Source organism: Bradyrhizobium sp. TM233 (assembly GCF_036247965.1).
Classification (GTDB): domain Bacteria; phylum Pseudomonadota; class Alphaproteobacteria; order Rhizobiales; family Xanthobacteraceae; genus Bradyrhizobium; species Bradyrhizobium ottawaense.
The window spans coordinates 172,032-196,480 of record NZ_BTIG01000007.1 but is presented as its reverse complement, the minus strand read 5'-3'; the positions used below and the strand labels follow the sequence as shown (position 1 = coordinate 196,480).

22 protein-coding genes are annotated in these 24,449 nt (G+C 65.7%); 11 read left to right on the top strand and 11 right to left on the bottom strand.

From position 1 onward, the window contains the following. Positions 1-20 precede the first annotated feature (20 nt). Positions 21-1,010: an ABC transporter ATP-binding protein gene (locus tag AABA86_RS15655; RefSeq protein WP_338307443.1), complete on the top strand. Its 990-nt coding sequence runs from the start codon at positions 21-23 to the stop codon at positions 1,008-1,010. Next, complete coding sequence (locus AABA86_RS15650; protein ID WP_338307442.1) at positions 1,007-2,002, top strand: ABC transporter ATP-binding protein; 996 nt, start codon at positions 1,007-1,009, stop codon at positions 2,000-2,002. The genes AABA86_RS15655 and AABA86_RS15650 overlap by 4 nt, the downstream gene beginning before the upstream one ends. 90 nt (positions 2,003-2,092) lie before the next feature. Here the strand turns inward: AABA86_RS15650 and AABA86_RS15645 are convergent, their stop codons facing one another. From AABA86_RS15645 to AABA86_RS15595, 11 genes are all read right to left on the bottom strand, one after another. Then, the gene (locus AABA86_RS15645; RefSeq protein ID WP_338307441.1) at positions 2,093-2,380 is read right to left on the bottom strand and encodes a YciI family protein; all 288 of its coding nucleotides are present in this window, start codon (positions 2,378-2,380) and stop codon (positions 2,093-2,095) included. Positions 2,381-2,456: 76 nt separating this feature from the next. Continuing rightward, on the bottom strand, positions 2,457-3,431 hold the full coding sequence (locus AABA86_RS15640) for a sugar ABC transporter substrate-binding protein (protein WP_338307440.1): 975 nt from the start codon (positions 3,429-3,431) through the stop codon (positions 2,457-2,459). A gap of 44 nt (positions 3,432-3,475) precedes the next feature. Next, entirely contained in the window at positions 3,476-4,453 is a 978-nt protein-coding gene (locus AABA86_RS15635) for an ABC transporter permease (RefSeq protein ID WP_212248603.1), read from the bottom strand. After that, a complete protein-coding gene (locus AABA86_RS15630; protein ID WP_338307439.1) occupies positions 4,450-5,400 on the bottom strand; it encodes an ABC transporter permease in 951 nt (316 codons plus the stop codon). The genes AABA86_RS15635 and AABA86_RS15630 overlap by 4 nt, the downstream gene beginning before the upstream one ends. Further along, positions 5,393-6,916, bottom strand: a complete 1,524-nt coding sequence (locus tag AABA86_RS15625) for a sugar ABC transporter ATP-binding protein (RefSeq protein ID WP_338307438.1) — start codon at positions 6,914-6,916, stop codon at positions 5,393-5,395. The genes AABA86_RS15630 and AABA86_RS15625 overlap by 8 nt, the downstream gene beginning before the upstream one ends. After that, positions 6,913-8,307, bottom strand: coding sequence for an FAD-linked oxidase C-terminal domain-containing protein (locus AABA86_RS15620; RefSeq protein ID WP_338307437.1), 1,395 nt, complete (start codon positions 8,305-8,307; stop codon positions 6,913-6,915). The genes AABA86_RS15625 and AABA86_RS15620 overlap by 4 nt, the downstream gene beginning before the upstream one ends. A gap of 60 nt (positions 8,308-8,367) precedes the next feature. Further along, positions 8,368-9,252, bottom strand: coding sequence for an intradiol ring-cleavage dioxygenase (locus AABA86_RS15615; protein WP_338307436.1), 885 nt, complete (start codon positions 9,250-9,252; stop codon positions 8,368-8,370). Positions 9,253-9,268: 16 nt separating this feature from the next. Beyond that, positions 9,269-10,171: an NAD(P)-dependent oxidoreductase gene (locus AABA86_RS15610; RefSeq protein WP_338307435.1), complete on the bottom strand. Its 903-nt coding sequence runs from the start codon at positions 10,169-10,171 to the stop codon at positions 9,269-9,271. A 21-nt stretch (positions 10,172-10,192) separates the two neighbouring features. Next, a complete protein-coding gene (locus AABA86_RS15605; RefSeq protein ID WP_338307434.1) occupies positions 10,193-11,560 on the bottom strand; it encodes an amidohydrolase family protein in 1,368 nt (455 codons plus the stop codon). A 4-nt stretch (positions 11,561-11,564) separates the two neighbouring features. Continuing rightward, on the bottom strand, positions 11,565-12,644 hold the full coding sequence (locus AABA86_RS15600; protein WP_338307433.1) for a maleylacetate reductase: 1,080 nt from the start codon (positions 12,642-12,644) through the stop codon (positions 11,565-11,567). After that, a complete protein-coding gene (locus AABA86_RS15595; RefSeq protein WP_212248611.1) occupies positions 12,641-12,964 on the bottom strand; it encodes a Dabb family protein in 324 nt (107 codons plus the stop codon). The genes AABA86_RS15600 and AABA86_RS15595 overlap by 4 nt, the downstream gene beginning before the upstream one ends. A 107-nt stretch (positions 12,965-13,071) precedes the next feature. On the opposite strand from AABA86_RS15595, the gene AABA86_RS15590 reads away from it, so the two are divergent. The 9 genes from AABA86_RS15590 (at position 13,072) to AABA86_RS15550 (ending at position 24,441) form a co-directional block, all read left to right on the top strand. Beyond that, positions 13,072-13,995, top strand: a complete 924-nt coding sequence (locus AABA86_RS15590) for a LysR family transcriptional regulator (protein WP_212248612.1) — start codon at positions 13,072-13,074, stop codon at positions 13,993-13,995. Between the two features lie 12 nt (positions 13,996-14,007). Beyond that, positions 14,008-15,453 (top strand): xylulokinase, encoded by a 1,446-nt coding sequence (xylB, locus tag AABA86_RS15585; protein ID WP_338307432.1) that lies wholly within the window; start codon positions 14,008-14,010, stop codon positions 15,451-15,453. Between the two features lie 130 nt (positions 15,454-15,583). Beyond that, positions 15,584-17,107 carry a sugar ABC transporter ATP-binding protein gene (locus AABA86_RS15580; RefSeq protein ID WP_338307431.1) on the top strand — a complete coding sequence of 508 codons (1,524 nt, stop codon included), beginning with the start codon at positions 15,584-15,586 and terminating at the stop codon, positions 17,105-17,107. After that, on the top strand, positions 17,100-18,140 hold the full coding sequence (locus tag AABA86_RS15575; RefSeq protein WP_212248615.1) for an ABC transporter permease subunit: 1,041 nt from the start codon (positions 17,100-17,102) through the stop codon (positions 18,138-18,140). The genes AABA86_RS15580 and AABA86_RS15575 overlap by 8 nt, the downstream gene beginning before the upstream one ends. A gap of 67 nt (positions 18,141-18,207) precedes the next feature. Continuing rightward, a complete protein-coding gene (locus AABA86_RS15570) occupies positions 18,208-19,155 on the top strand; it encodes an ABC transporter substrate-binding protein (protein ID WP_212248616.1) in 948 nt (315 codons plus the stop codon). Between the two features lie 187 nt (positions 19,156-19,342). Then, the gene (locus AABA86_RS15565; RefSeq protein WP_370126384.1) at positions 19,343-19,810 is read left to right on the top strand and encodes a MarR family winged helix-turn-helix transcriptional regulator; all 468 of its coding nucleotides are present in this window, start codon (positions 19,343-19,345) and stop codon (positions 19,808-19,810) included. Positions 19,811-19,856: 46 nt separating this feature from the next. Beyond that, a complete protein-coding gene (locus AABA86_RS15560) occupies positions 19,857-21,566 on the top strand; it encodes an FAD-dependent oxidoreductase (RefSeq protein WP_338307430.1) in 1,710 nt (569 codons plus the stop codon). A gap of 75 nt (positions 21,567-21,641) precedes the next feature. Beyond that, complete coding sequence (locus AABA86_RS15555) at positions 21,642-22,964, top strand: MFS transporter (RefSeq protein ID WP_212248618.1); 1,323 nt, start codon at positions 21,642-21,644, stop codon at positions 22,962-22,964. 28 nt (positions 22,965-22,992) lie between these two features. After that, positions 22,993-24,441, top strand: a complete 1,449-nt coding sequence (locus tag AABA86_RS15550; protein WP_338307429.1) for an aldehyde dehydrogenase — start codon at positions 22,993-22,995, stop codon at positions 24,439-24,441. Positions 24,442-24,449 lie beyond the last annotated feature (8 nt).

The following is a 24,449-nucleotide window of genomic DNA, read 5'->3' as shown; positions in this document are numbered from 1 at the left end:
ATGTCTCGGGGCTGATCGCGATGGCATTGCTCGAAGTCGAGAACCTGCAGACCCACTTTCGTACCCCCAGCGGCATCAACCGCGCGGTGGACGGGGTGTCGTTCCATGTCAACGAGGGCGAGACGCTGGCCATTGTCGGCGAGTCCGGCTGCGGCAAGTCGGTGACGTCGATGTCGCTGATGCGGCTGATCCCGGAGCCGCCGGGCAGGATCGCAGGCGCCATCCGCTTTGCGGGCAGGGACCTGCTGCAACTCTCCGACCGCGAGATGCGTGCGATCCGCGGCAACGACATCTCGATGATCTTTCAGGAACCGATGACCAGCCTCAATCCGGTCCTGACCGTCGGCCGGCAGATCCGCGAGACGCTGATGATCCACCAGGGCCTCGACAAGGCGGCGGCCGAGGCGCACGCGATCGAGATGCTGACACTGGTCGGCATCCCCGAGCCGAAACGCCGCGTGCGCGAATATCCGCATCAGCTCTCCGGCGGCATGCGTCAGCGCGTCATGATCGCGATTGCGCTGGCCTGCAATCCCAAGCTTCTCATTGCCGACGAGCCGACCACCGCGCTCGACGTGACGATCCAGGCGCAGATCCTCAAGCTGATGCTGGACCTCAAGCGCCGTGTCGGCGCCGCCATCATCCTGATCACCCACGATCTCGGCGTCGTCGCCGAGATCGCCGAACGCGTCATGGTGATGTATGCCGGCCGAAAGGTCGAGGAAGCGCCGGTCGCCGAACTGTTTCGCGCGCCGCGTCATCCCTATACGCAAGGCCTGTTAGGTGCGGTGCCGAGGCTTGGCTCGTCGCTCACGGGCACGGCGAGACGGCTTGCCGAAATTCCCGGGCAGGTGCCCGATCTCAGAAAGCCGATTACCGGCTGCGTCTTTGCCGGCCGCTGTGCGCTTGCGACCGATCTGTGCCGTCAATATGCACCGGGGCTCGAGGAGAAGGGCCCTCGTCACGTCGCCGCCTGCCACTACTCCGCCAAGGGAGCCGTCGCGGCATGAGTCCTCCGCTGCTCCAGGTCAACGACCTCAAGAAGCACTTTCCGGTCAAGAAGGGCCTTTTCCAGCGTAAGTCCGAATGGGTCTATGCGGTGGACGGCGTGTCGTTCGAGATCGCGCGCGGCGAGACGTTGTCGCTGGTCGGGGAATCCGGTTGCGGCAAGTCGACGGTCGGCCGCGCCATCTTGCGGCTGTTCGACATCACATCGGGTCAGGTCATCCTCGATGGCCAGCGTATCGACGACGCCCATCCGGGCACGATGCGCCAGATGCGCCGGCGCGTGCAGGTGGTGTTCCAGGATCCGTTCTCCAGCCTCAATCCGCGCATGCGCGTGCGTGACATCCTGGCCGAGCCGATCCGGAATTTCGGCCTCGCCAAATCCGCCGAAGATCTCGAGGTCCGCGTCACCTCCCTGATGGACACCGTGCGCCTGCCGCGCGAGGCGCTGAACCGCAGGCCGCACGAATTCTCCGGCGGCCAGCGCCAGCGCATCGGCATCGCCCGCGCGCTCGCGGCCGAGCCCGAGCTGATCGTGTGCGACGAGGCGGTCTCGGCGCTCGACGTCTCTGTCAAGGCGCAGATCGTCAATCTCTTGCAGGATCTCCAGAGCGAGTTCGGCCTCGCGCTGCTGTTCATCAGCCACGACCTCGCGATCGTCGAGCACATGACCCACCGCGTCGCGGTGATGTATCTCGGCAAGATCGTCGAGGTGGCCCCGCGCCGCGAGATATTTGCCGCGCCAAGACATCCCTACACCAGGGCGCTGCTGTCCGCGGTGCCGCTGCCTGAGCCGGGCGCCCAGCGCAATCCGATCATCCTCAAGGGCGACGTCCCGAGCCCGATCAATCCGCCGAAGGGGTGCCGCTTCCACACCCGCTGCCCGCTCGTGTTCGATCGCTGCCGGGTCGAAGAGCCGGTGCTGCGTGCGGCAGGGGCCGAGCAGTGGGTGGCCTGTCATCTCGAAGACGGGACGCCGGCGGCGGCGAGTAGCTGAAGGGCAGATTCGCGTCGGAAATTCGTCAGCAAAAACAACCCCATTCTACTGTGCATGGGGTTGTTTTCGCATTTTTTGATGGTGCCGGCCTCAGCCCTGCCGGCGCAGGAAGCCCGTGATCGTGACCTTTTCCCAGATGCCGGCGGCGGCAAAGGGATCGGCGCGATTGAACGCTTCGACTTCGCCACGGCCGGACGCCTCGATCAGGAACAGGCTGCCGATCATCGTTTGGCCGTCGTCGGAGACGAGCGGCCCCGACATCACGATCTTGACGCCGAAGCGCGAGGTGTCGCCGAGGAACGCCTTGTGGGCATCGTAATTGGCGAGCCGGGTCGGCAGCGCGCCGGCGCGGTCGACGGCGTGAATGGCGAACAGCATGATGGTCTCCGTTTCTTAACTCGGTTCTTGGGACGGCCGCCGCGACGGCCGTCCGGACTTGATGTGAAGAGTTGGTCTACTTCGCGCTGAGCTTGCCGGCCTCTTCGAAGGTCGGGCAGGTCCGCTGCTCCAGCGGCACGTCGAACGGCCCAAAATTGTCCTTGGTGATGACGGTCGGCTTCAGCACGATCTCGGCGATGACCGGCTGGTTGCGCAGGGACCGGATCGCGATCATGGTGCCGAGGCAGCCTTGCGCGAATCCGTTGTAGTCGCCGCTCGCGAGCAGCTTGCCGGACTTGATCGCGTCGATCGCCTCCTTGGTGCCGTTGATGCCGATCACCTGGGCCTTGCGGTTGGCGCCGTCGAGCGCCTCGATCGCGCCGACCGCCATGGCATCGTTGGCGGCGAGCACGCCGTCGATCTGCGAATTCGACTGCATCAAATTTTCCATGACCTGGAGCGCCTGGAGCCGTTGATAGTTGCCGGGCTGCGACGCCAGCAGCTTTGCGCCGGGAGTCTCCTTGAGCGCGTCGTTGAAGCCGCGGACGCGGTCGACATTGGTCAGCGAGCCCTTGACGCCCTCGATGATGACGATGTTGCCCTTGCCGCCCAGCGTCTTCAGCAGGAAGCGCGCGGTCTCCAGGCCTAGGCTGTAATCGTCGGCGCCGACGAAGGACAGGAACTTGCCGCCCGCGGAGCGGTCGGTGATGTTGACGACCGGGATCTTGGCTTCGTTGATCTTCTCGACACCAGGCACCATCGCCTTGTAGTCGACCGGCGTGAAGACGATCGCGCTCGGCTTCTTCACCACGACGTCCTCGATCTGGCTGAGCTGCTCGGGGATGGAGTCCGGTTTGGTCGGGATGTATTGCAGCGTCTTGGCGTTCAGCGTCTTCGCCATGTTGTCGGCGCCGACCCGCACCGTCTGAAAGAACGGGTTGGTCTGGTTCTTGGTGAAGACGGCGATGGTCTCGCCGTCGGCGCGCGCCTCGGTGGTGAACGCGGCCGCCATCAGCAGCGGCAGCGCCAGATAGCTCAGTGTCTGTCTCATATTGCCTCCATCCCTCGTTTTGCTTGTTGGATATCGAAAAACACCTATTGCGCGCGGCGGCGGGTCTTCATGTCGAGCCAGACCGCGAGAATGACGATGATGCCGGTGACGAGCGGCTGCCAGTTGGCGCTGACCGAGAGCAGGTTCATGCCGTTCAGCACCAGCGTCAGGATCAGCGCGCCGATGAAGGTGCCGAACACGGTGCCGACGCCGCCGAACAGCGAGGTGCCGCCGATCAGCACGGCCGCGATCGCGGGCAGCGTCAGGCTTTCGCCGATGTCGGCCTCGGCCGAATTGAGCCGCGACAGGAAGATGATCGAGGCAAGTCCCGCCATGGTGCCTGACACCGCGTAGACCAGCAGCAGGCGGCGCGCGACCGGAATGCCTGATAGCCGCGCCGCAACCGGGTTGGCGCCGATCGCATAGATCTCCTGGCCCCAGATCGTGCGCTGCGCGAACAGCGTCCCGATGCCGAGGAACACCAGCAGCAGATAGACGGGGATGGGCAGGCCAAACAGATAGCCGCTGCCGATCTGGCGGAAGCCTGCCGGGAAGCCGTGCAGGGTCTCGCCCGCCATGTACCAATAGGTGAGCCCGTTGAGCACCCAGAGCATGCCATAGGTGGCGATGAAGGAGGGGATGCGCAGCGCGGTGACCATGATGCCGTTGAGCAGGCCAACGAGGCCGCCGCAGGCAAGCCCGGTGAGGATGCCGAGCGCCGGCGAGCCGGTCTTGTGGATCACGGTGCCGGCGATGCAGGCGGACAGCGCGACATTGGCGCCGACGGAGAGATCGAGGCCGGCCGTCAGCACCACCAGCGTCAGGCCGGAAGCGATGAAGAAGGTCAGGCTCGCCTGCCGGAGCACGTTGAGGATGTTGCCGAGACTCAGGAAGGAATCGCTGAGCACGGCGAGCACCGCGCAGATCAGGAGGGCCGCGAGCAGGCGATAGAACACCTGGATCGCATCCTGCGACAGGAAGGAGCGGGGCGGCATCATCGCCTCTTTGGTGATGTCGGTCATGCCCGGCTCCTGAGACCATCGAGGAACAGCGCGACGATGACGAGGACGCCAACGCTGGCAACCTGCACGGAGGACGGCAGCGAGATCAGGTTCAACCCGTTGCGCAGCACGCCGACCGAGAGCACCCCGAGCAGGGTGCCGAGCAGCCAGCCATTGCCGCGCTCGAACGAGGTGCCGCCGACGGCGACGGCTGCGATGGCATCGAATTCGAGGCCGAGGCCGGCGGTCGGATGACCCGAGTTCATCCGCGCGGTCATCAACAGGCCGGCGATGCCGGCCATGGCGCCGCCGATCGCGTAGACCGCGATCAGCAGCTTGTTCGGCGACAGCCCGGCATAGCGCAGCGCCTCTCGGTTGCCGCCGAGCGCGAAGATGTAGGTGCCGAAACGGGTGTGATAGAGCAGGCCGTGGAACGCCGCATAGGTCACCAGCGCCATCACGATCGGCACGGGCACGCCCAGCAGCGTCGCCGAATAGATGTCGCGCACGCTGTGGGGGATGCCGACCACGCTCTGGCCGTCGCTGACGATCAGCGACAGGCCCTGCGCCATGCCGAGCGTACCGAGCGTGGCGACGAAGGGCGGAATGCCCAGGATCGCCACCAGCCAGCCGTTGGCGACGCCGAATGCCGCGCCGACCAGCAGGCCGGCGCCTAAACCCAGCAACATCGACTTGGTCGCGAGCGACACGATCGCGACGCAGAGCGAGGTCAGCGTCAGCACCGCGCCCATCGACAGGTCCAGCCCCTCGGTCATGATGATCAGCGTCATCGGCAGCGCGAGCATGGTCAGGATGGTCGACTGCACCAGCACGTTGGAGAGGTTGGCGACCGACAGGAAGCCGGGCGCGATCGCGCTGAACAGCGTGATCAGGAGCACCAGCACGATGGCAACGCCGGGAATGCGTTGCAGCGGGTTGGGTTGAGAGACGACCGCGGCTTCACGCATGATGCATCCCCAGTCGCACGATGTTCTCCTCGGTCAGTTCGTTGCGGTTCAGATGGCCGGCGATGCGCCCCTCGCGCATCACATAGGCGCGGTCGCAGACATGGCAGATCTCGACCTGTTCGGACGAAATCATCAGCGCAGCCGCGCCTTCCGCGACCAGGCGGTCAATCAGCGCAAAGATCTCGGACTTGGCGCCGATGTCGATGCCCCGCGTCGGCTCGTCGAAGATGAAGAGCTTTGAGCCGGCTGCCAGCCACTTGCCGATCACGACCTTCTGCTGGTTGCCGCCCGAGAGCAGGCCGACGGTCTGACGCGCACTCGGTGTGGCGATCCTCAATTGCCGGATCAGGGCATCGGAGGTGCGCTGCGCACCACGCTGGTCGAACAGCCCGCTCGGGAACAGCTTTCGTAGCGCCGACACCACCAGATTGTCGCTCACCGAGCGCAGCAGCGCGAGACCCTCGCTCTTGCGGCTCTCCGGGATCAGCGCGATGCCGCGGCGAGCGGCGAGGTCCGGCTCGCCGGAGATGGCCTTGCCGTCGAAGATGATCTCGCCCGACGTCACGGGATCGGCGCCAAAGATGGCGCGCGCGACTTCGCTGCGGCCCGAGCCGACCAGGCCGCACAGGCCGACGATCTCGCCCCGGCGCACCTCGATGTTGATGTCGGAGATGCCGGTCGAGGCGGTCAGGCCCTTGACCTCGAGCAGCAGCTCGCCGGGCGTGTCGGCAAAGTTGCGCGGATAGGTCATGTCGACGTTGCGGCCGACCATCATGCGCACGAGCTGGTCTGGCGTGACGTCGGCCGGTTTGACGCCGTCGATGCGGCGGCCGTCGCGCAGCACGGTGATGCGGTCGCCGAGTGCGAACACCTCGGCCATGCGGTGCGAGATATAGACGATGGAGACGCCGTCGGCCTTCAGCCGCGCGATCAGCGCGAACAGCAGCTCCGTCTCGCGGTCGGACAGCGCCGCGGTCGGCTCGTCCATGACGAGGATGCGGGCGTTCTGGCTGATCGCCTTGGCGATCTCGACCATCTGCTGCTGTGCGACGCCGAGCTTGTCGACAGTGGTGGAGGGATCGATGTCGAAGCCGATCGTGTCGAGCACGCGCTTCGCATCGGCCAGGATCTTGCGACGGTCGATGGTGCCGGGGATGCGTCCCCCAGGCTCGCGGCCGAGGAAGATGTTCTGGGCAATGTCGAGATAGGGGACCAGCGAGAATTCCTGGAAGATCACGGCAATGCCGAGCTTCTGCGCATCCGCGGTCGAGGCGATCACGACCTTCTCGCCCATGTGGTAGAACTCGCCGGCATCGGCGCGGTAGGCGCCGCACAGCACCTTCATCAGGCTCGACTTGCCGGCGCCGTTCTCGCCCAGCAGCATGTGGACTTCGCCGGGGAAAACGGCAAAGGACACGTCATCCAGCGCCTTGACGCCGGGAAACTCCTTGCTGATGCCGCGCAGCTCCAGCAGTGGCGTGGGTGAGGTGACCTCGATCGGAATCGCGTCGCTCATACCTTGGCTCCGCTCGCAAAGATCTTGCCCGGATTCATCAGTCCATCAGGATCGAGCGCGGTCTTTATTGACCGCATCACATCCACGGCCTCGCCGAGCTCGTCGGTGAGATAGTCGATCTTGCCGAGCCCGATGCCGTGCTCGCCGGTGCAGGTGCCGTCCATCGCAATGGCGCGGGCGACCATGCGGGCCTGCAACGCCTTGGCGCCTTCGGTCTCCTCGGGTTTTGCGGGATCGATCAGGATCAGCATGTGAAAGTTGCCGTCGCCGACATGGCCGACGATCGGTGCGGTAAAGCCATGCTCGTCCGCATCACGCCGCGTTGCGGTCAGGCATTCCGCCAGCCGCGAGATCGGCACGCAGACATCGGTGATCACGGCGCGCGCGCCGGGTCGCAGGCCGAGGCCGGCATAGAGCGTGTTGTCACGGGCGTGCCAGAGCCGGCTGCGGTCTTCCGCTGCTTTGGCCCAGGCAAAGCCGTGACCGCCATGGTCGGCGGCGATGGCCTGCGCGGCTTCGGCCTGCTCAGCGACGGAGGACTCTGAGCCGTGGAACTCGAAGAACAGGGTGGGGGCCTCGCAATAGCCGAGCTTAGCATAGGCGTTGATGCCACGCATCATGACGTCGTCGAGCAGCTCGATGCGCGCCACGGGAATCGCGGACTGGATCACGGAGATGGCGGTGTCGACGGCATCGTGCAGGGTGTCGAAGCTGCAAACCGCGGCCGAGATCGCCTGCGGCACGGGATGCACTTTCAGCGTGATCTCGGTGATGATTCCGAGCGTGCCCTCCGCGCCGACGAACATGCGCGTCAGGTCGTAGCCGGCTGCCGACTTGCGCGCGCGCTTCGCGGTTCGGATCACCCGGCCGTCGGCCAGCACCACCTCCAGCGCCATGACGTTGTCCTTCATGGTGCCGTAGCGCACCGCCATGGTGCCGGAGGCCCTCGTCGATGTCATGCCGCCGATCGAGGCGTCGGCGCCGGGGTCGATCGGGAAGAACAGGCCGGTATTGCGCAGCTCTGCATTGAGCTGCTTGCGGGTGATGCCGGGCTGCACCACGACATCCATGTCGCTGTCGTGAACGGTGAGCACCTTGTTCATGCGCGCGAAGTCGAAACAGACGCCGCCGGCGACCGAGGCCGCATTGCCTTCGAGCGAGGTGCCGGCGCCGAACGGGACGATCGGCATGGCTGCGCTCGCGCACAGCTTGACGATCTCCGCGACCTCCCGCGTCGTCTCCGGGAAGACGACGATGTCGGGCGGCAAATTGCGATAATGCGACTCGCTCTGCCCATGCTGATCGAGCACGCCGCGCGCAACGCTCGCGCGCGAGCCGATCATGCCCGTGAGGCGTTCGGCCAAGATGCTCGTGCTGGCCCGCGGTCCCATCCTTGCTCCCTGTCTGCCCCGATGACGGACTCTTGCCGGTCCGCTGCGTTGTGGTTCGGCTTAGGCGGCCTGCGCGCTGCCCGCAACCTGCTTCAGGCCGAAATCATAGTTGAGATGAAAATACTCGTCGTCCACCATGCGACCATCCGGCGCACGGCCGGGCGGGCAGCGCACAAATTCGCGGATCAGGCTGTCCTTGACGCCGAACACCACGTCGCTGTCGAGATACTGGTCGCCGGCGACGAATACGTGGGTCACCAGCTGCTCGAAGCCGGGTGCCGAGATCATGAAATGCACATGCGCCGGGCGCCAGGGATGGCGTCCCTGAACCTCCAGCATGTCGCCGACCGGGCCGTCATGCGGGATCGGATAGGCGGCCGGCTTGATCGACCAGAAATTGAAGCGGCCATTCTGATCGGTGTGGAAGCGCGCGCGCATCGCAAGGTCGCCGATCTTGTCGAGCTGCTGCACGTCGTAATAACCATCATCGTCGGAATGCCAGACGTCCACGACCGCGCCGGCAAGAGGTTTTCCGTCGACGGTCGACACCGAGCCGGTGACCAGCATCGGATCGCCCTCCATCGGACCGGAGATGTCGGCGCCGTTCTGTTTCTCGGGCGACGCCTGCACGAAGAACGGTCCCAGCACCGTGGTCTCGGTGGCGCCTTCCGGCACCGGGTGGTTGATCGCATCGACCAGCATGGAGGCGCCGAGCGTGTCCGACAGCAGGATGAATTCCTGGCGCTTGTCGTCGCACATGTGCCCGGTGCGGGTCAGGAAATCGATGCCGAACTCCCATTCCTTCTGGGTCGGCCGGATCTCGCGGACGAAGGCATGAAGGTGGCGGACCAGCGCTTCGCTGACTTGCTTGATGCGCGGATCGCTTGCGTGCTTGATCCGCTCCAGCACCGCATCGGTGATCGTGTTCTCGTTGAAATTGCGCATATGTGCCTTCCGCCGATCAGAGTTTGGGTTCGCCGAGGCCGGACAGCCGTTCGAGATGCTTGACGGTCGCGATGAAGTCGGTGTCGCCGTTGCCTTGCGCGACCAGAGATCCATAGGTCTCGCGCACTTGCGCGGCGAGCTGAAGCGGTACGCCAACGGCGTGGCCCGCGCCGAGTATCAGGTCGAGATCCTTGGCCATCTGCTTGCAGGAGAAGGTGGACTCGAAATCGCGGTTGCGCAGCGGCGCGGTCTTATACTTCACCATCGGCGAGGCCACCGCGCTGTCGTCGAGCACCTTCAGGATGTCCTGCCAGGCAATGCCGCCCTTGCGCGCCAGCGCCAGGCTCTCCGCCATCATGGCCGCCGACACCGCGATCATCAGATTGACCGCGAGCTTTGCGTAGCGCGCTTCCTCTTGAGGTCCGAGATAGGTCTGGGCGCGGGTGAAGGCAGCGAACAGCGGCTTCGCGTTCTCGAAGGCCTCCTTCGGTCCCGAGACGAAGCAGGTCAGCGCCCCCGTGTGGACGATGCTGGCATTGCCGGAGACCGGCGAACGAAGATACGCAACACCCCGCGCCTGGGAGGCAGCTGCGACTTCTGTGGAAGCCTCAACGCTCACAGTGCTGGTCTCGATCAGGACAGCTCCGGGCGCCATCGCCGCGATGAGGCCAGTGGAGCCGAGCAGCGCACCGCGCAGGGCAGCGTCATCTGGCAAGGACGTGACGATGGCCGCCTTGCCGCTCACGGCCTCGGCGGGCGAGGCGACGATCGAAATCGCTTGTGCGCGTGCCTCATTGAGCCGCGCCACGCTCTGGTCGAACGCGGTGACGGCGTATCCGGCCTTGGCGACGAGCACCGACATCGGCAAGCCCATCTTGCCGATCCCGATGAAAGCGACGTTTTTCGAGGTGTCTGTCATTGTTGTTGTTCGCAGGCCGCCTCAGGCGGCGCGTCCCTGTCGTTCGATGTCCTGCACCAGCCGCCGGCCGGATTGCGCCAGCAGCTCTTTCTTCGTGTCCAGCCCTTCGACCAGTAACCGGCCATTCCGCTTCTTCCAGGCGCCGCCGATCATGACCGCCTCGATGTTGGCGAGGCTCGTCTGCATCACCACGGTCGCGACGGGATCGTGCACCGGGACAAGATTGAGATCGGAGGCGTTGATGATGACGAGGTCGGCGAGCTTGCCCGGCGTCAGCGAGCCGATCTGGTGCTCCCGGCCGAGCATGCGGGCGCCTTCGGTCGTGATCCAGCGCAGCGCCTCGCGCACGGGGATCGTGGTCGTCGCCGGAATGGCGCCGTTCACTTGACGCGATTCCGCATTGTCGAGCGCCCGCTGCATCGAGAGCGCAACACGCGCCGCGGAGAAGAGATCGCCGGCCAACATGGATTCCAGATCGATCCCAATGGTAGGCCGAACACCACGCTTGAGCAGCCGCCCGGTGATCGGAAAACCGTGGCCCTGGATCATCTCGTTCTCGGGCGTCACGGAGAAGGACACACCGAGATCGACGAGACGATCGAGCAGATCATCGGGCAGGTCGTTGCCATGAACGATGTTGATGCCGGCGCCGACGAGGCCGGCCTCGATCAGCTTCTCCCAGCCACCGGGCGTCTTGGCCGGGCCGCCGCCCTGATGCATCGATGCGATCAGCTTCAGCTCCCGCGCCAGGCGGAAATCGTGCATGGCGACGTCGAGCGTCGAGTAATGCGGACCAAGGATCGCCAGGCCCAGCGTGACCAGGCCGTCGCGGTCGGCAAGGAGGCCCGCGAGCAGCCGCTCGACCTCGCGGCGCGGATGCGGCACTTCCGAGAAATGCGGCTCGCCCGGCTTCGGCTCCGGTTTTGGTGAGCCATGAAAGAAGGCGGCGCGGATGCCGCTCTCGATCAGGCCGCGCACAGCAGCGTCGGTATGATCAGGCGTCGGATTGTTGTGACACCAGTCGACCAGTGTGGTGGTGCCGCAATTGATCTGGTTCAGCGCGCCGACGAGGGTTGCGATGTGGATATCCTCGGGCCGGAACACGGTGGCGAGCCCGGCATGCATGCGGCGGAAATACTCCAGCAGCGTCCAGTTCGCGGCAAAGCCGCGCAAGCCCGTCTGCCAGGTGTGCATATGCGCATTGATCAGGCCGGGGATGACGATGCGTCCCGTTCCATCAATGATCTCTGCTTCGCCGCTTCCGAGGTCGATCGATGGACGCACGTCGGCGATCCGGCTGCCCTCGACCAGCACGTCGCAGGTCGCGAGATCGCCGATCGTGTCATCCATACTGATGACGGTCGCGGATCTGATCAGCGTGCGCCGCATCGCCTTAAGCCGTAGCTCTGAACGCGCCCGGCGGCTCGCCAGCCCAGGCGCGCGCAATCAGGTCGCGGATGGCGTTGCGCTCGAGCGGCCGCGGATTCCAGTAGGCGTTGGTGACGGCGAGATCGGCGGCCGTGTCGATGCCGCTCTCGGGCATGCCGACATCGCGGAGCGCCATCTTCGCACCCAACCGCTTGGCGAGGTCATAAAGCCCCTGCGATGCATCGGCCGCGCCGATCGCCCGCGCGATGCGCGCCATCGCATCGGGCACCGCGGGGGCATTGTAGGCCAGCGCATGCGGCAGCACGATGGTGTGGGTCTCGGCATGCGGCAGATCAAAAGTGCCGCCGAGCGTGTGACACAGCTTGTGATGCAGCGCCATGCCGACGGTGCCGAGGCAGACGCCGCAGAGCCAGGCGCCGTAGAGCGCTTCGCTGCGGGCCTCGCGGTCGTCGCTTCTGGCGGCAATCGCGGGCAGCGCGCGTGCCAGCGCGCGGATGCCTTCTTCCGCCATCAGCGATGTCACAGGATTGGTGTCGCGCGCATAGAGCGCCTCCACCGCATGGGCGATCGCGTTGATGCCCGATGTCGCAGCCAGGCTCGCCGGCAGCGTCAGGGTGAGGTCGACATCGTAGATCACAGTCTCGGGCAGTATTGCCGCATCGCGCACCGTGGTCTTCAGGCCGTTCTCAGTCTGGCCGACGATCGGCGTCATCTCCGAGCCGGCATAGGTGGTGGGAATGCAGAGCTGGTTGACGCCGGTGCGCAAGGCGAGCGCCTTGCCGAGGCCGGTGGTCGAGCCGCCGCCGAGCGAGACGACGCAGTCAGCTTCGCACGCCTTCATGGCCGCGAGCGCACGCTCGGTGACATCGACCGGCGTATGCATGGTGGCGCCGGGAAAGATGCCGGCATAGAGCGCGCCGAGCGCTGCGCCCAGGCTCTTGCCTTGCGCCTCCTGCTGCGGCGTCGTCAGCACCAGCGCGCGCGTGCCGCCGAGCCGCTCGACCTCGGCCTTGGCGCTGGCCAACGTGCCGCTGCCGAACACGACGCGGCAGGGCAGGTTTTCAAAGGTGAATGAACCGATCATGCGCCGGTCTCTTTGATGGGATAATCGACCTGGAACCGCCCGATCCGCAAGTCGCCAAGGGCCTCACGCACGCGCAAATGTTCCGGATGGTTGGCATAGGCGCTGAGCGCGGCCTGGTCTGTGAATTCGGAGAACAGCACCACGTCGCAGGCGTAGTCGACCGCGCTGACGTCCACGCCGACCTCGATATGGGTGAGGCCGTCGATCCGGCCCTTGAGGCCCTCGAACAGGGTCTTGACCTTGACCCGCGCGGCGGAGCGCTCCTCGGGGGTCTCCCCGCGCAGCCGCCACATCACGATGTGCCTGATCGGGCCCGACATTTCCTGATTTCCTCGCCTGCGATTATGCTCTGTTGAGGCTATTTTGACTTGCAGAAAACGGAAATAAAGGCCAAAATTTGTAAGTCTCTTTTCCTATTTTCGCAAAAATGGACCGGCTGCTTCAACTCGAAGTCTTCGCCAAAACCGCTGAGCTCGGCAGCCTGTCCAAGGCCGCCGAAATCCTGCGGATGTCGAACGCGGCCGCCAGCCGCCACCTCAGCGCGCTGGAGGAGCGGCTTGCAGTCCGGCTGATCGAACGCAACACGCGTCGGCAGTGGCTGACGGAGGCAGGGCAGGAACTCCTGCAGCGCTGCAGCACATTGTTGAACGAGCTCGCCGAAGCCGAGGATGCCGTCTCCGACCGCGCGCTGTCGCCGAAGGGTATGCTGCGCGTGACGAGCTCGCTGTCCTTTGCGATGATCTATCTCGCGCCGATGTTGCCCGCCTTCCGCGCGCTTTATCCTGATCTCAGCGTGCAGATCATCAGCGCAAACCGCTACCTGGACTTCATCGAGGCCGGCATCGACGTGGCGATCCGCACGCGCGAGCACGAGCCGGATTCCAACATCATCGTCCGCCGCATCGGTCAGATGCACCGCGTGCTCGCGGCGGCGCCGTCATATCTGGAGAAGCATGGGCGGCCGGAGCACCCTGCCGATCTCGCCCGCCACAACATGCTGATCTACAATCTCGCCAACGATCCCTATTCGCTGCGACTCAGCCAGGGCAGCACGACGCAGACGGTGCGGATCGCGCCGACGCTCGACAGCAATGATGGCCAGATCATCTGCGGTGCGGCACGCGCGGGGCTCGGCATCCTGATCCAGCCGCTTTACATCGTGCAGAGCGACATCGCGGCCGGCCGGCTGGTGCCCGTCCTGAGGGATTGGCAGCTTCCGCTGCTCACCATGAACATCGCCTATCAAAACCGCGTCCGGCTGCCCGCCAAGATCAGGGTGTTTTCCGACTTCCTGGTCAGCCACATCCGCGAGCATTCCGAGCCGGGGATCTGGATCGACGCGGCGAAGTGAGCGGAAGCAGTCATGTATCTCGGCATCGATCTCGGCACCTCCGCAGTCAAGACCGTTCTCGTCGACGCTGCCCAGTGCGTGATTGCAAGCGAAAGCCGGCCGCTGACGATCACCTCGCCGCAATCGGGTTATTCCGAGCAGGACCCCGCGCAATGGATCGAGGCGACCTTCGCCACGCTCGATGCCCTGAAGACGTCGCATGGAAAAGAGCTGGCGGCGGTCAAGGGCATTGGGCTGTCCGGTCAGATGCATGGCGCCACGCTGCTCGATGCGAGCTTGAGGCCGCTGCGGCCCTGCATCCTCTGGAACGACGGACGCGCCGCCGCCGAGTGTCGCATTCTGGAGCACCGCTGGCCGGCCTTGCGTGCGGTGACGGGCAACAAGGCGATGGCTGGATTCACCGCGCCGAAACTGCTCTGGGTTGCGACGCACGAACCTGAGATCTTTGCAGCGACGAGACTCGTTCTGCTGCCGAAGGCCTATCTGCGCCTGGTGTTATCAGGCGAAGCCATCGAGGACGCCTCGGATGCATCGGGATCCCTATGGCTCGACGTCGCACGCCGGGACTGGTCGGACGAGGCCTTGGCCGCGACCGGCCTGTCGCGCGATCACACGCCGCGCCTGGTCGAGGGATGCGCGCCAGCAACAACATTGCGCAGCGAACTCGCGCGGCGCTGGGGCATGGTGAGGCAGCCGGTGATCGCGGGTGGCGCTGGCGACAATCCGGCGGGCGCCGTCGGCATCGGTGCGATCCAGCCGGGAACCGCGTTCGTATCTTTGGGAACCTCGGGTGCCCTGCTGGCACCGACCAGCACAATCGCTGCGAACCCGGACCGCGCGGTGCATACGTTCTGTCACGCCATTCCCGGCATGTGGATTCAGGCCGGCGCGATCCTGTCGGCTGCCTCCTGCCTCGCCTGGGCCGCGCGCCTGTTCGGCGTCAGCGAGGCCGAGTTGCTGGCACCACTTGGATCGCGCCCGCAGGCACCATCGCCCGTGAGCTTCCTGCCTTATCTCGCCGGCGAGCGGACGCCGCACGACGATCCCGCCGTGCGCGGCATGCTCGATGGTCTAAGCCATGGCACCGACCGCGCGGCGATCGTGCAGTCGGTGCTCGAGGGCGTTGCCTTTGCACTGGCCGATTGCCGCGACGCGCTCGCCGATGCTGGCATTGTGATTACGGAAGCCGATGCCATTGGTGGTGGTTCACGGTCCGGCTTCTGGCTCTCGGTGCTGGCGAGCGTGCTGAATGTTCGGATCCATCGTTTCGCCGGAGGTGAGACCGGTGCCGCGTTCGGTGCGGCGAGATTGGGGCGACTTGCTGTCACCGGTGAGGCGATCGCCACCGTGTGCACCCGGCCGCAGCGCATCGAGACGTTCGAACCTGACACCGGGCTGACTGATGCTTATGCCGAGCGGCTTCCCGCCTGGCGCGAACTGTATCGTCCGCGCCACTAGCGCCGCCGCGATGCTGCGTTCCCGCCTGTTCGGTATTGCCCTGTGCCGCGGCCTTTTGTTTAATGCGCAAGCCGCGCTGACAGAATGATTGAGACGCGGGTGGGAAACGCATTGTGCGCCGGGAGGCACGATGAACGATCCGATCCTCGAGATGCGCGGGGTCTCAAAATCCTTCTTCGGCATCAAGGCGCTGCGTGCCGTCGATCTCACCGTCTATGCTGGCGAAATCCATGCCTTGATGGGTGAGAACGGCGCCGGCAAGTCGACGCTGATGAAGATCCTGTCGGGCGCCTATCGGCCTGATCCCGGCGGCGAGATCCGCATCGAAGGACAGCCGGTACGGATCGAAGGTCCGCTCGGCGGCCGCGCGGCAGGCATCTCCATCATCTATCAGGAGCTGTCGCTCGCCCCCAATCTCAGTGTTGCCGAGAACATCTATCTGGGACGGGAGATGTCTCGGACAGGTTTATTGGCGCGCGGCGCCATGCGCGAGGGCGTCGGTCCCATCCTGAAGCGGCTCGGTGCGGACTTCCTGCCGTCGACGCTGGTGGCGCATCTGTCCATGGGGCAGCGGCAACTGGTCGAGATCGCGCGTGCGCTACACGCGAGATCGAAGATCCTGATCATGGACGAGCCGACCACGGCGCTGTCGGCCGGCGAGAGCGCACGGCTGTTCGCGCTGATCCGCCAGCTTCGCGCCGAGGGCCTCGCCATCATCTACATCTCGCATCGCATGGACGAGGTCTACGCGCTCGGCGACCGCGTCACCGTGCTGCGCGACGGCCGGCTGGTCGGCTCGCTCGACAAGCCCGAAATCCGTGCGGACACCATCGTGCGGCTGATGGTCGGGCGCGACGTCTCATCGTTCTACAAGAAGGACCATGATCCCGAGGCGGGACGCGGCCATCCCGTGCTCGCCGCGATCGACATGGCCGATGGCCTGCGCGTCAAGGGCTGCTCGCTGACCGTGCACGCGGGTGAGGTGGTTGGTCTCGCCGGCCTGATCGGCGCCGGTCGTACCGAGCTTGCGCATCTCATCATCGGCGCGGCGCACAAGACGTCCGGACGTCTCGAACTGGAGGGACGGCCGGTCGAGATCCGCACGCCGGGTGAGGCGCTCGAGGCCGGCATCGCCTATCTGACCGAGGACCGCAAGGCGCTCGGCCTGTTTCTCGACATGTCATGTCTGGACAACATCAACCTCGCGGTCCTCAGCCGCGATGCGAAGCTCGGCTGGTTCCTGGATCGCGATAAGGCGCGCGAGCGCGCCGATCGGGCCTTCGCAGGGCTCAGCATCCGCGCCGCCAATGTCGGCGTTCCCGCCGGCGGCCTGTCCGGCGGCAATCAGCAGAAGCTGCTGTTGTCGCGGCTTCTTGCCATTGCGCCTAAGGTGCTGATCCTCGACGAGCCGACGCGCGGCGTCGACGTCGGCGCCAAATCCGAGATCTATTCGATCATCGACAATCTTGCCAAAGCCGGCACCGCGATCCTCGTCATCTCGTCCGACCTGCCCGAGATCATCGGAATCTGTGACCGCGTCGTCGTGATGCGGTCGGGACTGGTCGCAGGCGAGGTCCGGCGAACCGAGACGGCGCCGTTGAACCAGGAAGACATCATGGCGCTTGCCACGGGGATGGAGCATCTCGATGCCTGACAATGGTGCCTCGCAGGCCAAGCCCGCACCGGCGACGACCAACGGTGCCGCCGCAGAGTCAAAGCGCCAGCGGGTGAGGGTGCTGATCAGCGCTCTCGGCATGCTGCCGGTGCTGCTCATTCTCTGCATCGGCTTCCACATGCTGTCCGAGGGACGCTTCTTCACCGGACAAAATCTCGGCATCGTGCTGCAGCAGGCAGCGGTGAACACCGTGCTCGCCGCGGGCATGACCTTCGTCATCCTCACCGGCGGCATCGACCTTTCGGTCGGCTCGATCCTGGCGGCCTCCGCCATGGCCGGGCTGACGCTTTCCAAGCTGCCGGAGCTCGGAATGCTGTGGCTGCCGGCCGCGCTGCTCACGGGCCTCGGCTTCGGTATCGTCAACGGCGCGCTGATCGCGCTGCTCCGCCTGCCGCCCTTCATCGTCACGCTCGGCTCGCTCACCGCGGTACGGGGCCTGGCGCGATTGCTCGGCGCCGACACCACCGTGTTCAATCCGTCCATTCCCTATGCCTTCATCGGCAACGGCTCACTGACCCTCATCCCTGGCGTTGCGTCGATCCCATGGCTCTCGGTGATCGCCCTCTTTGTCATCTTCATTTCGTGGCTGGTGCTGCGCCGGACCGTGCTCGGCGTGCACATCTACGCGGTGGGCGGCAATGAAAGCGCGGCGCGGCTTGCCGGCATCAAGGTCTGGGGCGTGCTGATCTTCGTCTACGGCGTCTCCGGGCTTTTCGCCGGGCTCGGCGGCGCCATGCAGGCGGCGCGGCTCTATGCGGCCAACGGCCTGCAGCTCGGGCAGTCCTACGAGCTCGACGCGATCACCGCCGTGATCCTGGGCGGCACCTCCTTCGTCGGCGGCATCGGCTCGATCTGGGGCACGCTGGTCGGTGCGCTGATCATCGCCGTGCTGTCGAACGGCCTGATCCTCGTCGGCGTTTCCGACATCTGGCAATATGTCATCAAGGGCCTGGTCATCATCGGCGCCGTGGCGCTCGATCGCTACCGGCTGCAAGGTTCGGCCAGAACGTGAATGCGAGGTTCCGTTGCGGCAACTGGTCTGCCGCGCCGGGGACGAAGACAGACTAGGGAGGAAGTCCATGTTGAAGACGATCATGCTCGCCGGCGCCGCGACGGCGCTTGCCCTCAGCGCCGCGCCATCCTTCGCCAAGGAGCTCAAGTCGATCGGCGTCTCGCTGGGATCGATGGGCAATCCGTTCTTCGTCGCGCTGTCGAAGGGCGCCGAGTTCGAGGCGAAGAAGACCAATCCCAATGTGAAGATCACGGCAGTCGGCTTCGAATACGACCTCGGCAAGCAGGTCACCCAGATCGACAATTTCATTGCCGCCGGCGTCGACCTGATCCTGCTCAACCCCGGCGATCCCAAGGCGATCGGGCCGGCGATCAAGAAGGCGCAGGCCGCGGGCATCGTCGTCGTCGCGGTCGACACCGCGGCCGAAGGCGCCGATGCCACCGTGACCACCAACAACGTGCAGGCCGGCGAGATCTCCTGCCAGTACATCGTCGACAAATTGGGCGGCAAGGGCGACGTCATCATCGAGAACGGGCCGCAGGTCTCCGCCGTGATCGACCGCGTCGTCGGTTGCAAGAACGTTTTCTCGAAGAACGCCGGCATCAAGGTGTTGTCCAACGACCAGGACGGCAAAGGCTCGCGCGAAGGTGGCCTCACCGTCGCGCAGGGTTATCTGACGCGCTTCCCCAAGATCGACGCCATCTTCGCCATCAACGATCCGCAGGCGATCGGCACCGACCTTGCGGCGCGCCAGCAGAACCGCAGCGGCATCGTCATCACCGCGGTCGACGGCGCGCCCGATATCGAAGCCGCGCTGAAAGATCCGCAGTCGCCGCAGATCCACGCCTCGGCTTCGCAGGACCCGTTCTTCATGGCCCGGCGGGCCGTGCAGGTCGGTGTCGGCATTCTCAATGGCCAGAAGCCGGCCTCGACCGTCGAGCTGCTGCCGTCCAAGCTCGTGACCAGGGACAACGTCGCCGAGTACAAGGGCTGGACCTCGGATCGCTCCCAGTAAGATGCCGTCCCTTACCGGCAGCGCTTGAAACGGGGGCGGGGGGCGGCGTTTTGAAACCACGCCGCCCGTGGTGCGATAGCCGCCAATGCACGTGCTGATCTGCCGTATGAGCGCGCGGGCTGCCTCTTGTGTTAGCCTCGCGCAATCTCGATCAGTCGAATCGGAAGCAGATCTCGTGAAATCCAGGATATCCGGCGCCACATCCGGCACCGCGTGGCGGCATGCCAATATCGGTCGCCTGCTCAACAACGCCGTGCGGCGCTTCGAAGGCCGCGTGCTCGAATTGATGAGCGAGAAGGGGCACGACGAGACGCGCATCGCGCATGTCAGCCTCACCCGCAATCTCGACGTCGAGGGGACGAGGCTCACCGAGCTTGCCCGCCGCGCCTCCATGAGCAAGCAGGCGATGGGCGAGCTGGTCGATCAATGCGCCGAGCTCGGCCTCGTCAATCGCATCGCCGACCCGACCGACCGGCGCGCGCGCATCGTCATGTTCACGCCCGCCGGGCGCAAATGGCTGGATGCGTTCCGCGATGCCGTGGACATCGCCGAGCAGGAGATGCGCGCCGAGCTCGGCAAGGCCACGATGGACGCGATCCTGAAGGGACTGGCGGTCTATGGCGAGAGGTTCGACACGCTCGAGGATGTCGATTAGTCAGGCGACTTGACGATATCGTCAGGCTTCCTTACCATGCAAGATAATGCTGGTAGGGAGAAGCGTCTTGGAAACACGTCTGACGGCCGCGGTGCTCATCGTGGGCGGGGGGCCCTGCGGGCTGATGCTGGCCAACGAGCTCGGCCGGCGCGGTGTGTCCGCGATCCTGGTCGACGAGAAGCCGGGGACCGCGTTCAACCCGCAAGCCAATGCGACGCAGGCGCGCTCGATGGAGCACTATCGGCGGCTTGGTTTTGCCGACGAGATCAGGCGCGAAGGTCTGCCTGCGGACTACCCGACCGACGTTGCGTACTTCACCCGCTATGCCGGCTACGAGCTGGCGCGGTTTGCCCTGCCGTCATCGTCACGCGCGGGCGAGCTGATCAAGGGCATGTCGGGCTCCTGGAGCGCGGCGGAGCTGCCGCACCGGGTCTCGCAGAAATATGTCGAGGCGGTGCTGCGCCGCCATGCCGAACGGCTTGCCGGCATCAAGCTGAACTATGGCCACCGGCTGATCGGCTACGTCGAAAGCGATGACGGCATCGTCGGCGAGATCGAATGTCTTGAGGACGGCAACCGTTTTCAGGTCCGGGCCGACTTCCTGGTCGGAGCGGACGGGCCGCGCTCGCAAGTCCGCCAGTCGCTCGGCATTGTCTATGGCGGCGAGACCGGAACGCAGCGTGACTTCATGGGCGGCCGCATGCTGGCGGTCTATCTCCGCTCGCCGGAGTTCTACGCGAGCATCCCGCACGCCAAGGCGTGGATGTACAATTGCTTCAACGGGGATCGCCGCGCCTTCATGGCCTCGGTGAACGGGCGTGACGAATTCGCGTTTCACACGCAGCTTCGGCCGGGCGAGGACGAAAGTGCGATCACGATCAACGAGGCCAAGGCCGCGTTTCAGCGCGCCTGCGGCGCGCCGATCGATTGCGAGGTGCTGTCCTTCCTGACCTGGACCGCCGGTCACGCGCTGGTGGCGGACGGCATGCAACGGGGCAGGGTGTTCCTCGGCGGCGACGCCGCGCATCTGTTCACGCCGACCGGCGGGCTCGGCTACAACACCGCGATCGAGGATGCGGTCAATCTCGGCTGGAAGCTCGCAAGCGTCGTCAAGGGTCTGAGCCCGGCGACGCTGCTCGACAGCTACGAGCTCGAGCGGCGTCCGGTGGCGCTGCGCAACACCGACTATGCGCGGCGCTTTGCCGACTCCCTTGGTCTGTTCGCGCCGGCGCCTGACATCGAGGACGCCACCGACGAGGGCAGCGAGGCGCGGCGGACGGCGGGCATTTATCTCGAGCAGCACGCCCGTGCCGAATTCAACATCCCCGGTGTCACCTTCGGCGGACGGTACGACGGCTCGCCGATCATCGTCTCCGATGGCACCGAACCACCGCCCGATGCCGCAAACGTCTACGTTCCCAGCGCCTGCCCCGGTGGCCGCGCACCGCATGCGTGGCTGGACGACGGGGTGTCCTTGTACGACCTGTTCGGCTTCGAATGGACGTTGCTCCAGTTCGGTGAGGTCGCGTCGGCGCCCGCCGCGGTCACCGACGCCGTCCGCGCGCTCGGGGTCGATTTGAAGCTGGTCACGCTGCCGGCATCCTTGCGCGAAATCTATGGGACCGACCTCGCCTTGATCCGTCCCGACCAGATCGTGGCCTGGCGCGGCGGCGCGTCGCAGGCTGGAGCGATCGGGCGCGTCCTTGCCCGCGCGCTCGGACGCAGCGCAAGCGACAGTGCGCGGCTGGCAAGCTGATCAGTTCTCGCCGCATTCGATCTGCGGCCGTACGCCAATAACAACAAGACGACAATGACACCGGAGGAGGACAACATGGCAAGAGCATTTGAGGACTACGACGATCATGCTGCCGCCGCCGTCGGCGCCGAGCAGACCGCAAGCAGCCGACGTCGCATCCTGATCGCCGGCACCATCGGCACTGCGATCGAATGGTACGATTTCTTCATCTACGGCCTGATCGCGCCACTGGTGTTCGACCAGCTGTTCTTTCCAAAGTTCGACCAGCTCACGGCGACCATCGCGGTGTTCGCGACCTTCGCCGTCGGATTTCTGGCGCGTCCGCTCGGCGGGCTGGTGTTCGGTCATTTCGGCGACCGCCTCGGCCGCAAATCCGTTCTTCTGTGCACGCTGCTGATGATGGGCCTTGCGACCATGTCGATCGGGCTGTTGCCGACCTACGCCAGCGCAGGCCTGGCCGCGACCGTCGCGCTCGTGGTGCTGCGCTTCCTTCAGGGCTTTGCGCTCGGTGGCGAATCCACCGCGGCGATCCTCATGGCGATCGAGACGGCGCCCGGCCACCGGCGCGGCTTCTCGGCGGCGGTGATCCAGGCCGCGGGTCCCGTCGGGGTCGTGCTCGCCTCGTTTGCGGCGCTCGCGATCTCGCGGCTGCCGGAAGCGGATCTGCTGTCGTGGGGCTGGCGCGTTCCGTTCCTGATCAGCGCGGTGCTGGTCGCGCTCGGCGTCTACATGCGGCTGCGCATCGAGGAGAGCGCGACCTTCCGCAAGGCGGAGGAGTCCGAGACGGTGCCGGCTGTCGAGGCGATCAGGGGGCACTGGCGGCCGATCCTCATCGTGTTCTTCGCCGAGATGGCGCAGACGTCCTATTTCTATCTGACCGCCATCTTCACCATCTCCTTCGCGACACGTCAGCTCGGCGTCCAGAAGGACGTGATCACGCAGGCCGTGTTGTTCGCCAATCTCGTCGGGCTCGTGGCCATGCCGCTGATTGGCGCCTGGTCCGACCGGATCGGTCGCAAGCGCCTGTTCCTGGCGGGCGTCGTGCTTGCGGCCATCTCGATGTTCGCATTCTACGGCGTGATCGCAAGCCGGGACACGCTGCTGATAACGGGCGCGGTGATGCTCGCCGCTGGCATCATCCATCCGCTGATGTTCGGCACCGAAGGCAGCTATTTCCCGGAACTGTTTCCGACCCGCATCCGCTTCACCGGCGTGTCGATCGGAAAGCAACTGGGCACGGTACTCGGCGGCGGCATCGCGCCGCTCGTCGCTACCAGCCTGTTCGCGCAGACGGGCTCCACCTACGCGATCACCGGATACTACGTCGCGCTCGCGCTCGCGGCGGTGATCGCGCTCGGCTTCGCGCACGAAACCAGCAAATCGCGCCTGCTCGGCTGAGCTCGGCTACAATATCAGGGAGGTTCTCATGGACGTCAGTCTTCTCATCAATGGACAGGATCAGGCCGCTTCGACCGGCAAGGTGTTCGAGCGCCGCAATCCGCTGTCGCAGGAGGTCGCAAGCCGCGCGGCCGCAGCGACCGTGTCCGATGCCGATGCTGCGGTGGCGGCGGCCTCCGCCGCGCTGCCCGCATGGTCGTCGCTCGGCCCGAACGCAAGGCGCGCCCTGCTGCTGAAGGCGGCCGATGCGCTCGATGCCAAGCGTGACGCCTTCATCAGGATCATGATGGCGGAGATCGGCACGACCGAGGTCTGGTCGGCCTTCAACGTCAAGCTCGCGGCCGGGATGCTGCGCGAGGCGGCATCGCTGACGACGCAGATCGCGGGCGAGGTGATCCCGTCCGACAAGCCGGGCTGCATCGCGATGTCCGTCCGCCAGGCGGCCGGCGTGTGCCTCGGCATCGCGCCGTGGAATGCGCCGATCATTCTCGGCGTCCGCGCGGTGGCGACGCCGCTTGCCTGCGGCAACACGGTCGTGCTCAAGGCGTCCGAGATCTGCCCGGGAACGCACCGGCTGGTCGGCGAAGTGTTCAAGGACGCGGGCTTTCCGCCCGGCGTCGTGAACGTCGTGACCAATGGGCCGGCGGATGCCCCCGCCTTGGTCGAGCGCCTCATCGCCAATCCCGCCGTGCGACGGATCAACTTCACCGGCTCGACCCGCATCGGCCGCGTCATCGCCGAACTCGCGGGACGCCACCTCAAGCCGGTGCTGCTCGAGCTCGGCGGCAAGGCGCCGCTGGTCGTGCTCGACGATGCCGATCTCGATGCCGCCGTCGCGGCCGTGGCGTTTGGCGCCTTCATCAATCAGGGCCAGGTCTGCATGTCCACAGAGCGCGTGATCGTGGACGAGGCGGTGGCCGCGTCCTTTGTCGAGAAGCTCGCAAAGAAGGCGAGCGCGCTTCCGGCCGGTGACCCGCGCTCCGGCCCGGTCGTCGTCGGCTCGATGATCGACGAAGCGCCGGCTAAGCACGTCGTCGCACTGATCGATGACGCCATCGGCAAGGGCGCCGTCAAGCTCGCGGGCGGCGAGCGGGCCGGCACGGTCGTTCCGGCAACCGTGCTCGACCGTGTGGTGCCCGGCATGCGCATCTACACCGAGGAGAGCTTTGGTCCCGTCGTCTCGGTGATCCGCGCGAATGGCGTCGACGAGGCCGTGCGTCTCGCCAACGACACCGAGTACGGCCTCTCGGCCGCCGTGTTCGGCCGCGACGTCGCCCGCGCGCTGACGGTGGCACAGCGTATCGAAAGCGGCATCTGCCATGTCAACGGCCCGACCGTGCATGACGAGGCGCAGATGCCGTTCGGCGGCGTGAAGGGATCGGGCTACGGCCGTTTCGGCGGCCAGGCCGGGATCGCCGAGTTCACCGATCTGCGCTGGATCACCATCGAGACGCAGCCTCAGCACTATCCGTTCTGATGGCTCGA